The sequence below is a fragment of the Millisia brevis NBRC 105863 genome, assembly GCF_001552615.1.
Lineage (GTDB): Bacteria > Actinomycetota > Actinomycetes > Mycobacteriales > Mycobacteriaceae > Millisia > Millisia brevis.
Genome location: NZ_BCRN01000018.1, coordinates 1 through 13,386 on the forward strand (window position 1 = coordinate 1; position 13,386 = coordinate 13,386).

Genomic DNA, 13,386 nt, shown 5'->3' on the forward strand with positions numbered 1-13,386 from the left:
CTCGGCGCCGCCGCTGCCGCGGGCTCGGCCGGCGCGGGTGGGCCCGCGCAGCGGCGGGATCGTGGAGCGACCGTCAGCGCCGGTGCGGTGTCCCCGTTCGGATCCGCCGGCGCGGCGGCGCCGCTCGGCGCGGCCACGCCGGGCGGGGTGACGGCGATCAGCGGCGCCGAAGCGACCCGCGCACCGGGTGAGGCCGGGGCGATGGCGGCGGCCGGCGGGGCCGGGGCGCAGCTGCGGTCCGGTTCCGGGGCTCCCCTCGGGGCGATGCCGGGCCGCGGCCTCGACGACGAGGACACCGAGCACCAGCCGGTGCGCCGGCCCGGCTACCTCGAACAGTTGCCGGTCGCCGGGTCGGTGGCACCGGCCGTGATCGGAGCGGACCCGGACGCCGGCTATGAGTGACGTGCTGGTGCCTCCGTCACGGGACGGCACGCGGCTGGACGGCGAGGAGATCGCGGCGGTCCTCGAGGTCCTGGCGCTCGACCGTCTGCCTCCCGTGCTCGGCCACCGGATCGTCGATGACAACGACGTCGACCACAGCGCCGCGATGCGGCGGGGTCGGGAGAGCCTGCGGTCGCGCGGGTTGATCGACGTCGGCAGCGGCGTGGACTCCGAGCTGCGCGACTGGATGTGGGCCCTGGTCCGGCCGGTCTGGCAGGTGTCGGTGCGGGTGGTGGTCGGCGACGCGATCGTCGACCGATTCTGCGTCGGCGCCGGAGCCTCCGGTGCGGTTGTGGTCGGCCGTTCCCTGACCGCCGACGAGTCCGGCGTCGAGACGTCGGGGATCGACGCGTTCGGGGCCGGCCACACCGTCGTACCGCCCGACCTCGAGATTCGCCGGGTCGTCGATTCCCCCGGGGACGTGATCGTCGGCATCATCGGCCGGGTGGGTGGCTTCCCGGTCGGCGTGCCCGGCCGTCCCACCGAGATGGTCGCGGACCTGTTGACGAAACGGCGATCGCCCGACCGGACGGCCGCTCTGCTCGAGCGGTGGGAGCTCGACGAGCGCCGCGCCCGTTCGCTGGCGTCCGCGCTGGCGAGCGAGGACCGCTACATCGAAATCGTCGTCGAACGTCGCCGGCACGAGGTACCGGTGCAGGCGGCCGCACCGATCGCGGTGATCGACACCCCGCAGGGCCGCATCCTGGTGTTGACGTCGACCGCCGGCGACGGCGCCGCGTGGATGTCGCTGGTGCCGGGATCGGCTCGGCGGCTGATCGAGGAGATCGACGGCGCGGTGCGGGCCGCCCGGCAGGCGCCGAACTCCGCCACCTTCGACGGAATACCGCCGGGCCTGCGCTGAGTCGACCGGGCGGCGCGTTGCCGACCCGGGCCTGCGCTGAGCCGACCGGGCGGCGCGCTCCCCGTCCTGGCCCGCGGCGCCCGTCAGTGCGCTTCGGCGGCCTTCTTGCGACGCGGGATCAGATGCATGATGCCGACCAGGATCGAGCCGACGATCAGACCGAGGACCGCGGAGCAGGCGGTGTTGATCAGCCACGCGAGCGCGCCGCCGACACCGGCCACGCCGTGCACCAACTCCTCGAGGTGATGCACAAACGCGTACAGCGGGTGGAATCCGAGCTCGTCCATGCCGACCAGCAGGATGTGGCCACCGACCCAGAGCATCGCGATGACGCCGACGACCGACAGCGTGGTCAGCACCTTCGGCATCGCGGCGACCAGCAGGCCGCCGACGCGCTTGGCGAAGGTGCTCTCGCGCTGCGCCAGGCCCAGTCCGATGTCGTCCATCTTGACGATCAGCGCCACCGCGCCGTAGACCAGCGCGGTGATCGCCACCGCGACGACGGCCAGGATGATCGCCCGCGACAGCAGGCCCTCACCGGCGACCTCGTTGAGCGCGATCACCATGATCTCGGCGGAGAGGATGAAGTCGGTGCGCACCGCGCTGCTGACGATCGAGTCCTCGTCGGCGGGCTTGTCGCTCTGCGCCTTCGCCTCGCCGTGGCCGAGGAAGTGGCCGAGGATCTTCTCGGCGCCCTCGTAGCAGAGGTAGGCGCCGCCGACCATCAGGATCGGGGTCAACAGCCACGGCACGAACTGGCTCAGCAGCAGCGCCACCGGCAGGATGAAGACCAGCTTGTTGCGCAGCGACCCGACCGCGATCCGGCGGATGATCGGCAGCTCGCGCGAGGCGGCGAGGCCCTGCACGTAACGGGGCGTCACCGCGGCGTCGTCGACGATCACGCCTGCGGCCTTGGCGGAGGCGCGACCCGCCGCCGCGCCGACGTCGTCGATCGACGCGGCCGCAGCCCGCGCGAGGACCGAGACGTCATCGAGTAGGGCGAACAGACCGCCGCTCATCGGACACCCCCGGCAGTCGCGGAGACGTCGGTGTGAAGGATGCGCACCCGACCAAGAATAGGCGGCTTCGGCGTCTTTCGGACATCACGGGCGCAACCATCCGATGATTTATGGGAATCGGATATCCCCGCTACCCCATAGGGTTTGACGAAATGTCCGATATATCCGAATCGATGGAGGGTGCATCGGCGGACGGGATGGGGAACGGTGGAATCTCGCGGCCCCAGCGCACGCAGGTCCACCGGCCGTCCGGGCCGAGGACCAACTCCGCGGTCTCGGTGTTGTCGAGATGCCGCGTGGTCGCGAAACGCCCGTCGACCCCGGCGAGGGTGGCGGCCACCCAGCGGATCGCGGCGCCGTGACTGACCACCCACACGTCGCCGTCGGCGAGGCGTTCGCGGATCAGATCGACCTCGGGCAGGTAGCGCGTGAGCACGTCGGTCCCGGATTCACCGCCGGGGATCGCCCGATCGGGTCGGCCGGTGAACCACTGCGCGTAGGTACCGGCGAAGAGTCGGTGCGCGTCCGCGTCGTTGCGATCCTCGAGGTCGCCGGCCTGGACCTCGTGGATGCCCTCGACCGTCTCCACCGGGCGGGCGATGACCCCGCCGATCAGGTCGGCGGTCTGTTGGGCCCGCACGGCGATCGACGCCAGCAGCGCGGCCGGAGGGCGACGGCTGTGGGTGCGGCCGAATGCGACCGCCTGATCGCGCCCGTCGTCGGTCAGGCTCTGGCCGGGCGGTCGGGTGTCGAGTTTTCGGGCGACGTTGGCGTTGCTCTGCCCGTGCCGAATCAGGATCAGACGCCCGGGAACGGCCGATGTCGGCTCCGGAGTCGTGGTCATTCCGGCACACCCGTGCGCATGCGATCGACCCAGGCGCGCGAGCCGGTCGTTCCGGAGGGCCGCGGCGCGGGACTGCCGCCGGCGGCGGGGCGGCTGCCGAGGAAGCGGATGTGCATCCGTCGATACAACGCCTCGATCGCCTCGCGGACGAGCGGATCGTCGATATGTCCGCTGCATTCGAGGAAGAAGCGGTACGTACCGCGCAGCGTCTTGGTCGGCCGCGATTCGATGAAGGTCAGGTCGACGCCGCGGGTGGCGAACTCGGTCAACGCCCCGTGCAGGGCGCCCGGCGCGTTGGTCGGCTCGACCACCACGGTGGTGCGATCGTCGCCGGTGGCCGCGGGCACCGCGTCCGGCCCGGTGACGTAGACGAATCGGGTGCGCGCGTCGCTGACGTCGGAGATCCCGTCGGCCAGGGTGTGCAGCCCCAGCTGCCGGCCGGCCAGGGCGGTCGAGACCGCCGCGTCCGCGTGGCCGGCGGCCACGTCGAGTGCGGCGGCGGCGTTGGAGGCCGCGAAGCGGACCTCGGCGTCGGGGACGAAGCGGGCGAGCCAGTCGCGGACCTGGGCGGTGGCGTGTGGGTAGCCGCAGATCGTGCGGACCTCCGCAGGGTCGATCGGCCGGGCGGTCAGGATCGCGAAGGTGATGTCGAGTTCGTTCTCGGCGACGATCTGCAGACGCGAGCCCTGCACCAGGGCGTCGAGCGTGGCCGGGACCGCGCCCTCGATCGAGTTCTCGAAGGGGACCACGGCGCCGTCGACCGCTCCGGTCCGCACCGCCTCGAGGGTGGCTCCCGGTGCGGCCGCGGATACCCGCTCGACCGGTCCGGTCCGGCCGCCCGCAGGGGTGCCGAATCCGCCGTCGAGTTCGAACCGTTCGAGGGCCATCTCGGTGAAGGTTCCCGATGGCCCGAAATAGGAGACACGCACCCTCCAAAGGGTACGTGCCGGGCGGGACCGGTTGGTAACACGCACTTGCGATGAAGGTATGGATAACCTAACTTGTGAGAGAGAGTTGATGCCGAGGAGGCCCCGATGGTTGCACCCACCTGCACCGGACCCACCGCGGCCGAGGCGGTGCGCAGCTGTCTGCAGCGGCATACCGAGGCGATGCTGGCCGTCGACGGCCAGTGCGCGCGCGAGGTCGCCGCGCACTTCCTGTTGCCCGCCGAGGCGCCCGACGCCGGGACCTCGATGATCCTGCTGGCCGATACGCGGCGGGATTCCGCGGCGGAGCGTGCACGACCGGCGGTCCTCGAACTAACCGACGATTGCCCGCTGGAGCTCAACGAGCGAGTGCGCGCCCTGGTCTGGATGCGCGGCCGCGTCGGCGCGGTTCCCGCCGAGCAGGTGCGTCCGACGCTGGCCCGGCTGGCCGATCTGCGACCCGATCATCGCCTGCTCGACGTGGGCGACGGTCTGGAGTTGCTGCGCCTCGACCTCGACTCGGTGGTCGTCGCCGACGGCGGTGGTGCCGAAGCGGTCACCCCGGCCGCGCTTGCCGCGGCGGGACCGGACCCCTTCTGGCGCGAGGAGCCGATCTGGTTGCGGCATCTCGACGCCCATCGCCCGGATCTGTTGGCGCGGATGGCCCGCCGGCTGCCCGCCCGCCCGCGTGGAGCGGCGGTGCGGCCGTTGAGCATCGACCGGTACGGCATCCGACTGCGCTTCGAAAGCGCCGACGGCGATACCGATATGCGGCTGCCGTTCGATCACCCGGTCGATGATGTGCAGGGGCTCTCGCGCGCCCTGCGCGTCCTGATCGGGTGCCCCTTTCTGAACGGCCTGCGGGCGAGCTGACCGGCTACGCGCGGACCGGCTCCGGCTCGGGCTCGACCACCGCGACCCGGGCGGGGTGTCCCCGCCGCCGCTGTGCCACCGTCCCGACCAGGACCGCCACGAAGATCGCGCCGTAGAAGACCGACATGCCCGCCGCGGTGGCCGCATCCAGGTAGTAGGCGATCAGGAAGCCCCCCAGAGCGCCGACCGCGGCGATCACCACCGTCCAGGCGACCATCACCGTCAACCGCCGCGAGATCAGCAGCGCCGTCGCCGGCGGCGCGATCATCAACGCGACCACCAGGATCGCGCCCGCGGCGTTGAACGCCGCCGTCACCGTGATCGACACCAGCAGCATCAGCGCCATATTCAACAGGCCGGTGCGAATCCCGCTCACCCGGGCGAACTCCGGGTCGAAGGTCGTCACCTCGAGGCGCCGCCACAGCAGGCCGACGAAGGCGGCGTTGATCACGAGAACCGCGAGCATCAGATACAGATAGCTCGGCCCGATCGAGACCCCGCCGATGTACCAGCGGTCGAAGGCGATCAGGTTCGGGTCGCCGACCAGCACCGCGTGGGTGTCGAGGTGCACATCGGCGAAGCGCGCCGAGACCATCAGCACCCCGATACTGAACAGGGCCGGGAAGATCAGGCCCTGCGGCGCGTCGCCGGCGAGCAGTCCGGTGCGCCCGAGCGCCTCGCTGCCGAGGACCACCAGCAGCCCGGACAGGGCGGCGCCCACCAGCAGCACCGGCGATTCGAGGTCGCGGGTCAACCAGAAGCCGACCACGATGCCCGGCAGGATCGCATGGGACACCGCGTCCACCAGCATCGAATTGCGGCGCAGCACCACGAAGACGCCCGGGATCGCGCAGGCGATCGCGGTGACGATCGACAGGGCGGCCACCCCGGCGGCGAAGCTCATCGCAGGCCCTCCGCGACGGCCGCCTCGGTCTCCAACCGGCGCAGCAACTCCCGGCGTGCCCGCCGTCGGCGTCGCCAACCGGTGACCACGCTGCGGTCCGGGGCGGCGAGCAACGAGATCACGAAGATGACGAACAGCGTCAGCACGATCAGCGGTCCGGTCGCCCAGCCGCCCAGCACGATCGACAGGTACGCGCCGATCCCGCTGCCGACCGCGCCGATCGCCGCCGAGCAGGCCACCATCGACGGCAGGGTCCGGGTCCACTGCCGCGCCGCCGCGGGCGGGGTGACGACGAAGGCGACCATCAGCACCAGCCCGACCGCCTTCACCCCGATCACCGTGGCGATGACAATCGTGGTGAACATCGCCAGATCGACACGGCGGCCACTGAATCCGAGCACCCTACTGTGGTCGGGGTCGAAGGTGCGCAGCGCGAATTCCTTCCAGAACAGCGCGGTCAGCGCCAACGCGATCCCGCCGACCACCAGGCTGGTGATCAGATCGGAGATCGTGATGACCGAGGCGTTGCCGAACAGGTAGCTCGAGATGCCGCCCTTGCCGGGGTAGTCGCCGTTGGTGATCGTGCGCAGGATCAACATGCCGACGCCGAAGAAGAGGGTCAGCACGATCGCCATCGCCGCGTCGATGCGGATGATCGACAGCCGGGTGATCGCATTGGCGAAGATCACCGCGAGGGTGCCGACCACGATCGCGCCGACGATCAGCGCCGGCATGCTGCGCCCGTCGACACCGATCGCGACGCACACCAGGAAGGCGATCAGGGTGCCGGGCAGCGCGGCATGCGAGATCACATCGGAGATCAGGCTCTGTTTGCGCAGGTAGGCGAAGCTGCCCAGGGCGCCGGACACCAGGCCGATCGTCGCGGTGCCGAGCAGCACCATCCGATAGGTGTGATCGGCGAATATCTCGACGGGGCTCACGAGATGATCTCGGCGAAGGCGTCGTCGGCCTCGCCGACGTTGTAGGCGGCGCGGATGTTCTCGCGGGTGTAGACCTCGTCCGTGGGGCCGGACGCGATCACCTGTCGGTTGAGCAGGGTGACGTGATCGCAGACCTTCGCGACGCCGGCGAGATCGTGGTGCACCATCAGCAGACTGTGGCCCCGCTGGTGCAGATCGAGCAGGACCGCGAGGATCGCGTTCTGGCTGCGGGCGTCGATCCCCGCGAACGGCTCGTCCATCACCAGCAGATCCGGTTGCGCCACCAGCATTCTCGCGAGAAAGACCCGCTGCTTCTGGCCGCCGGACAGCGCGCCGATCTGCCGATCGGCCAGGTCGGCGATATCGGTGCGGGCCATCGCCTCGCGCGCGTCGGCCCGCTCCCGCTTGCCGGGGCGCGAGAACCAGCCGAGCCGACCGTAGGTGCCCATCGTGACCACGTCGAGCACCGTCGTCGGGAAATCCCAGTCCACCGAGGTGGATTGGGGCATGTAGCCGACGCGGCGACGGACGCGGTCGAGGGGCTGCTCGAAGAAGGTCGCGCCGCCGGTCAGGGTGGGAACCAGGCCGAGCATCGCCTTGATCAGCGTGGACTTACCGGCGCCGTTGGGGCCGACGATGCCCATGAACGCGCCCTCGGGGACGGTCATGTCGACATTTTCCAGGACCGGATCGGCCCGATAGGCGACCGACAGTCCTGCTGCGCGGCATGCGGATTCGCTCATCGTGGTCCGTCCTGTGCAATCGGCTCGCCGGCGTCCGGCGATGTTTCGAGGGTGCCGCCCAGGGCGGCGGTAATCGCCCGGGCATTGTGTTCGAGGACCCCGAGGTAGGTGTCGACGCCGGGGTCGGCCCCGAGGGAGTCGGCGTACAGCTCTTCGGGGGCCAGCCGGACATCCCAGCCGCGCGCCTGCACCGCCTCGCGCAGGCTGGTCACCGCCTGCGGGTTGGCCTGATTGTCGGCGAAGATCGCCGGCAGCCGCCTGTCGGCGATCAGGGAGGCGAGCGAGCTGAGTTGGGCGGGGCTGATCGCCGCGCTGGTCGAGATGAAGTCGGTGGCGTGGACCTCGAAGTCGTAGGCCGCCGCGAGGTAGCCGAAGGCGTCGTGACCGGTCACCAGGACGCGGGTGTCGGCGGGGATGCTGTCGAACTGGCGGCGCACCGACCGGTCGACCGCGTCGATCTGCGCGATATAGGCGTCGGCGCGCGCGTGGTAGGCGTCGGCGCGTTCGGGGGCGATGGTCGACAGGTGGTCGGCGACGATGCCCACCACCCGTTCCCATAGCGCCGGGTCGTTCCATATATGCGGATCGTGCAGGGTGGTTCCGCCCGCCGACGAACTCGGCAGGGGTCGCAGCAACTCCTCCGGGATCCGGGAGCCGACCGCGACCTGGCGGTCGCCGAGGCTCGACAGCAGGTCGCCCATCTGCGCCTCGAGGTGCAGCCCGTTCCAGATCACCGCGTCGGCGTCCTCGATCCGTTGGATGTCGCGGGTGCTCGGCTGATAGGTATGCGGGTCGCCGCCCGGCCCGACCATCGTGGTGACCTCGGCGTCGGGGTCGAGCGTGCGCACGACGTCGGCGAGGTAGCCGGTCGTCGCGTAGACGTGCAGCCGATCCGGGTCGGTGGAGTTGGCCGAGCAGGCGGTGAGCAGGCAGGCGAGCACCAACACGAACCCGACGAGACCTCGGCGGCCGCGACGTGACCCGGCAGTGTTCACAGACCCTCCCCAAAAAGTTTGGTGGGCCGAACTTTACTCTACGGTTGACCTTCTTGGGTGGGATGTGATGCATCGCGCGTAGACCCGGTCTGCCGACCCGAGTGGGCGGATACCCGTGTGGAACATCCGGGCGCGGCACAGACTGGTGACACGGCCGAAGCGGCCGGCGGCGATACCCACCGATCCACGATCCGGCACCCGGGAGCGCACTGTGACGACCTCCTCCACCACGCCATCGGCCTACCCCACCGATCCCGCCCTCGAATGCGACGTCGTCATGAAGGGCGGCATCACCAGCGGGGTGATCTACCCCCGCGCGATCTGCGAACTCGCCACGACCTACCGGCTGCGTTCGGTGGGCGGCTCGTCGGCGGGTGCCATTGCCGCTGCCGGTGCGGCGGCCGCCGAATTCGGGCGCGACGGGGGCGGTTTCGAGCGCCTGGAGTCCTTGCCCCGCGAGATCACCGCCGAATCCCCGGCGGGCGGGTCCGTGCTGTTCCGACTCTTCCAGCCCTCCCGCGCGACCCTGGCCCTCTACCGGGCGTTGACCGCCGGCATGGGCGCTTCCCACGGGGTGGTGCGCACCGGTGTCGCGTTCCTGACGGGATTCTGGCGGTGGGCGCTCGTCGGCGCGCTCCCCGGCGTCGTGGTGGTGGCGCTCTGCGCCTTCGGAACCGGTCTGCCGCGCATCGCCGGGATCGTCGCCGGGGTGCTGCTCGCGCTGGTCGGACTGATCGGTGCGATCGCGTTCGGCGCCGGGAGGATGCTCGTCGGAGTATCCGCAACGGGCTTCGGCCTGTGCACGGGTATGCCGGGGGCCGGCGCGCGGAACGCCGCCGCGCTGACCCCGTGGCTGCACGAACTGCTGCAATCGCTGTCCGGTCTGCCCTCCGGCGAGATCCTTACCTTCGGTGCGCTCGCCGACCGGGGCATCGAGCTGAAGACGATGACCACCAACCTCACTCGGCAGCAACCGATGACGATGCCGTGGACCACCCACGAGTACTTCTTCGAGCCCGCCGAGATGCGCGAACTGTTCCCGGAGGACGTCGTGCGCTGGATGGAGGAGCACCCGCCGCTGCTGTCCTCCGACGGTCGGGAACCGAGTGCGGCCGATCGGCGGCAGCGCGACCTGCTGCGCGCGCAGGCCGGCACCAAGCGGCCCTGGCCCGACGCCGCCGATCTTCCGGTGGTCGTCGCCACCCGAATGAGCCTCAGCTTTCCGCTCCTGATCACCGCGGTGCCGCTGTACGCGATCAACTACTCGTCGAGGGCCAACGCGATCGCCCGCGACCGGGCCCGTGCCTGGCTCACCGCGCACCCGGATCGGCCGGCGACCGCGGGGGCGAGCGAGGTCCCGGCCCGTGACTTCGAGCGGGTCTGGTTCTCCGACGGCGGGATCTGCGCGAACCTGCCGGTGCAGTTCTTCGACGCCCCGCTGCCGACCCGACCGACGTTTGCCGTCAACCTCGCGCCGTTCCCACCCGATCGGGCCAAGAGCGCCGACGAGGCCGACAACTGCTACCTGCCGATCGAGAACTCCGAGGGCCTGCAACGTCCGTGGACGCCGCTGCCGACGTCGGGTCTCGGCGCGCTGCCGGCGTTCCTGCTGCAGATCGTCGATACCGCGCGCGGGTGGGTCGACGCCGCCCAATTGGTGATGCCCGGCTACCGCGACCGGGTGGTCACGATCTTCCACGACGCCGACGAGGGTGGGATCAACCTCGCGATGCCCGAATCGGTGGTGACCGGCCTGGCCGACCGCGGCGTGGCCGCCGCCGACCTGCTGGTCACCAAATTTGCCGGCACCCTCCCCGGCCGGCCCAAGGGCTGGGGTTGGGAGAACCAGCGGTGGATCCGCTTCCGCACCTCGATGGCCGGGCTCGATGATTGGCTCGGCGCCTACCGGGAGAAGTACGACTACAAGGCCGCCGCGGGCACCCCGTACGCGGACCTTGCGGGGCTCGGCGCCGACGCACCCCTGCCGTCGTACCCCTTCCCGTCGGCCGCGGACCGCACCGTCGCCAACGAGCAGACCGCGGAGCTGTTGGCCACCGCCGCGGCTTGGCAGGCCGACGAGGTCTGGCCCAAGCGCGCGCCCCGTCCCCGCCCCGTGCTGCGCCTGACCCCCGCCGACGACAGTTCCGACTGACCCGGCCCCGCCGCGCTGTCTCGCTACGGCCCATCCCTCGGCGCCGCCAGAGTGTCACTTTCGTCGGCTGAACCGCAGAGAATGACACTTTCGCGTGCGGCCCGGACGGGGGCCGGGTGCGGGTGGGCGCAGGGCGGTGGTGAGGTAGATCAGGCTCCGGCGTAGGTGCCGAAGCTCCAGGCGTTGCCTTCGACATCGCGGATGCTGAACCCGCGCGAGCCGTAGTCGGTCTCCTCCATCGGGCGAATCACCGGTGCTTCGAGCGCCTCCGCCCGGGCGAACACCGCGTCCGGGTCGTCGCAGACGACGTAGATGTTGGCCGCGCCGGGAGGGGAGACGAACTCGGACTCGGTGGAACGGGTGCGGCTGTGCACCATCACCCGACCGCCCTCGGGCCACAGCATCTCCGAGTGGATCAGTTCCCCCTCGGCCGGACCGGGGACGGCGATGCCCTCCTCGAACCCCAGAGCCGCGAGCCACCGCCGGGCGGCGAGGGCGTCGTCGTAGCTGACGCCCGGCCACAGATTGTGATCGGTTCGGGTGGGTACTGCGCTTGTCGATGTCATGGCGACAGTCTGTTCCGCCGACCTCCACCCGGTCTTGAACGAACCCGAACGGCGCTACTCGACCGCGACTCGATCGCGGGTGGTCAGCGTCTCGACCGCGCGCCAGCGAGCGGGCGTGATGTCCGCGAATCGTGACCATGACCTGGTCATATGCGGCTGATCGCTGTACCCGGCCAGAACGGCGACCTCGGCCAGCGAGCGACTCGGATCGCTCGCGAGATGGACCGAGCGGTGGAACCGGTCGAGCCGGGCCGGTTCGGCGGGGCTGATCCCGAACTCCGCGCGAAAGCGCTTCTGCAGGGTGCGGGTCGACCACCCGACCTCCGCGGCGACCGCGCCGATCGAGGCAGCGGTGTGGCAGAGGTCCCAGGCATGGCGCAGATCCCGATCGACCGCGCCCGGCGCGGACGCGGCCCGATCGAGCAGCGCCGTCTCGAGCAGGGCAAACCGCTGCGGCCAGGTCGCAGCACACCGCATCCGGTCGACCGTCCGATCGGCGTCCGGGAGAACCTCGGCGATCGGGACGCTGACATCGGCCAGCTCGCGGGCGGGCAGGCCCAGCAGCAGGCGCGCGGCGAGCGGCGCGAGCTGCAGCTGGATGCCGAACTGCCGGCCCTCGTGATGGATGTGCGCGGCGCCGATGTGCAGACCCGCCAGAACGGTGTCGAACGGCCGCGGCGTTGGCCCGTGCTGCCGCATGATCAGCGGCTCGTCGAGCGGGATGACGACGGTCAACGTCGACGACGGCATGCCGAGGTGGACGCCGGGCGCCGCGCCGACGATCCGATAGCCGTGCGCCGCGACCACCAGCCCCCGCAACAACGGGTGCGGCCGATGGTCGACGAACTCGTCCACACCGGCGACGATAGGCGCGATCACCGACACGGGTGTCGCAGCGGCCGCCACCGTGCCCGGCCCGACCACAATGGGCCCATGGCCGACGACGACACCTCCCCCCGGGCAGCCGACCCGCCGGCGTCCGGCTCCGACGCCGCGCCCGCGGTCCGGCAACCGCCGCCGGAAACGCGTCGGTCGATCGGCATCGAGATCGTCATCGTCCTGCTGTTCACCTTCGGACTGTCCGGGCTCTCCTCGATCCTCGGACTGCTGCGGACCTGGCTCGAGGCCCGTGCCCGCGGCGAATCGCTCGGCCAACAGGCCGTCGCCCTGAGCACCAACCAGTCGGCGATCTCCCTGATCGACTTCGCCCTGCAGCTGCTGCCGATCATCCGGCTCTGCGCCTGGGCGGCGCTGGTGACCTACCTGCTCTGGCGCGCCGGACACCACCTGAACCGGATCGGCTTCCGGTGGCGGCGCACGGACATCCTGCACGGGCTCGGGCTGGCGGCGCTGATCGGCCTGCCGGGCCTGGCGTTCTACCTGGTCGCGGTGGCGGCCGGGTTCAACCTGACCGTCCTGCCGACCGCCCTCGACGCCGACTGGTGGCGGGTGCCGGTCCTGATCGGGCAGTCGATCGCCAATGCCCTGGCCGAGGAGATCCTGGTGGTCGCGTATCTGATGACGCGGCTGAACGATCTCGGCTGGTCGAACCGGCGGGCGTTGGTGTCCTCGGCGCTGCTGCGCGGCAGCTATCACCTCTACCAGGGGCTCGGCGGCGGGGTCGGGAACCTCGTGATGGGACTGGTCTTCGGTGCCTACTGGCTGCGTTATCGGCGGGTGTGGCCGCTGGTGATCGCGCACGCGGCGATCGACATCGTCGCCTTCGTCGGATACGCGTTGCTGCGCGATCGGCTGACCTGGCTACCCGGCTGAGCGAACCTCTGAGCAAACCTCGACGGCGGGTCCCGGAACGTTGGGTCCGGCGGCGGATACCGACGGGTGGCCGCCGCGAGGTGCGAAGGCGTCATCCGGAACACCCCAGTCACTACTGTGGCGACCATGAGTGGCCGTGACCTCCCGCCCCGGGACGGAGATCGACGCGACGACCCGTCGCGCGATCCGCGTCGCCGCGATTCGGCGCGGGACGCCGGTCGACCAGAGGATCCGCAGCGTCCGCCGAACCCGGCCGCAGGTCCGCCGCCGCAGCGTCCACCGAACCCTCCGGGGGCCGACCGTCGGGTGCCACCCGCGGACGGTCGTGAGCCGAATCCGCCGCGCGG

13 protein-coding genes and 1 pseudogene are annotated in these 13,386 nt (G+C 71.0%); 5 read left to right on the plus strand and 9 right to left on the minus strand.

Features of this window, described 5'->3' with window-relative positions:
- Both MB1_RS26120 and MB1_RS20685 read left to right on the plus strand, forming a co-directional pair.
- Positions 1–402 (plus strand): annotated as a pseudogene (locus tag MB1_RS26120) (hypothetical protein); the annotation flags it as partial.
- Positions 395–1,303, plus strand: coding sequence for an ESX secretion-associated protein EspG (locus MB1_RS20685; protein ID WP_084352346.1), 909 nt, complete (start codon positions 395–397; stop codon positions 1,301–1,303). The pseudogene MB1_RS26120 and the gene MB1_RS20685, both read left to right, overlap by 8 nt.
- 83 nt (positions 1,304–1,386) lie before the next feature.
- On the opposite strand, the gene MB1_RS20690 is transcribed toward MB1_RS20685, so the two are convergent.
- The 3 genes from MB1_RS20690 to pheA all read right to left on the minus strand — a co-directional run bounded on the left by MB1_RS20690 (position 1,387) and on the right by pheA (position 4,095).
- A complete protein-coding gene (locus tag MB1_RS20690) occupies positions 1,387–2,322 on the minus strand; it encodes a DUF808 domain-containing protein (protein WP_066912058.1) in 936 nt (311 codons plus the stop codon).
- 130 nt (positions 2,323–2,452) lie between these two features.
- The gene (locus MB1_RS20695) at positions 2,453–3,166 is read right to left on the minus strand and encodes a histidine phosphatase family protein (protein ID WP_066912061.1); all 714 of its coding nucleotides are present in this window, start codon (positions 3,164–3,166) and stop codon (positions 2,453–2,455) included.
- The gene (pheA, locus tag MB1_RS20700) at positions 3,163–4,095 is read right to left on the minus strand and encodes a prephenate dehydratase (RefSeq protein WP_281190315.1); all 933 of its coding nucleotides are present in this window, start codon (positions 4,093–4,095) and stop codon (positions 3,163–3,165) included. The genes MB1_RS20695 and pheA overlap by 4 nt, the downstream gene beginning before the upstream one ends.
- A 105-nt stretch (positions 4,096–4,200) precedes the next feature.
- On the opposite strand from pheA, the gene MB1_RS20705 reads away from it, so the two are divergent.
- A complete protein-coding gene (locus MB1_RS20705) occupies positions 4,201–4,965 on the plus strand; it encodes a DUF2470 domain-containing protein (protein WP_066912064.1) in 765 nt (254 codons plus the stop codon).
- Between the two features lie 4 nt (positions 4,966–4,969).
- On the opposite strand, the gene MB1_RS20710 is transcribed toward MB1_RS20705, so the two are convergent.
- The 4 genes from MB1_RS20710 to MB1_RS20725 are packed head-to-tail and all read right to left on the minus strand — an operon-like array spanning position 4,970 to position 8,548.
- On the minus strand, positions 4,970–5,869 hold the full coding sequence (locus MB1_RS20710; RefSeq protein ID WP_066912066.1) for a metal ABC transporter permease: 900 nt from the start codon (positions 5,867–5,869) through the stop codon (positions 4,970–4,972).
- A complete protein-coding gene (locus tag MB1_RS20715) occupies positions 5,866–6,810 on the minus strand; it encodes a metal ABC transporter permease (RefSeq protein WP_066912072.1) in 945 nt (314 codons plus the stop codon). Before MB1_RS20715 ends, MB1_RS20710 begins: the two co-directional genes overlap by 4 nt.
- On the minus strand, positions 6,807–7,553 hold the full coding sequence (locus MB1_RS20720; protein ID WP_066912075.1) for a metal ABC transporter ATP-binding protein: 747 nt from the start codon (positions 7,551–7,553) through the stop codon (positions 6,807–6,809). Before MB1_RS20720 ends, MB1_RS20715 begins: the two co-directional genes overlap by 4 nt.
- Positions 7,550–8,548 (minus strand): metal ABC transporter substrate-binding protein, encoded by a 999-nt coding sequence (locus tag MB1_RS20725; RefSeq protein ID WP_174531990.1) that lies wholly within the window; start codon positions 8,546–8,548, stop codon positions 7,550–7,552. The genes MB1_RS20720 and MB1_RS20725 overlap by 4 nt, the downstream gene beginning before the upstream one ends.
- Positions 8,549–8,759: 211 nt before the next feature.
- Between MB1_RS20725 and MB1_RS20730 the strand changes: the two genes are divergently transcribed.
- On the plus strand, positions 8,760–10,700 hold the full coding sequence (locus MB1_RS20730; protein WP_066912081.1) for a patatin-like phospholipase family protein: 1,941 nt from the start codon (positions 8,760–8,762) through the stop codon (positions 10,698–10,700).
- 149 nt (positions 10,701–10,849) lie between these two features.
- On the opposite strand, the gene MB1_RS20735 is transcribed toward MB1_RS20730, so the two are convergent.
- On the minus strand, positions 10,850–11,266 hold the full coding sequence (locus MB1_RS20735) for a VOC family protein (RefSeq protein WP_066912084.1): 417 nt from the start codon (positions 11,264–11,266) through the stop codon (positions 10,850–10,852).
- Between the two features lie 54 nt (positions 11,267–11,320).
- Positions 11,321–12,121, minus strand: a complete 801-nt coding sequence (locus tag MB1_RS20740) for a helix-turn-helix domain-containing protein (RefSeq protein WP_157084207.1) — start codon at positions 12,119–12,121, stop codon at positions 11,321–11,323.
- A gap of 78 nt (positions 12,122–12,199) precedes the next feature.
- Here MB1_RS20740 and MB1_RS20745 point away from each other — a divergent pair, with 78 nt between their 5' ends.
- Positions 12,200–13,039, plus strand: coding sequence for a CPBP family intramembrane glutamic endopeptidase (locus tag MB1_RS20745; protein WP_066912090.1), 840 nt, complete (start codon positions 12,200–12,202; stop codon positions 13,037–13,039).
- Positions 13,040–13,386: the final 347 nt, after the last annotated feature.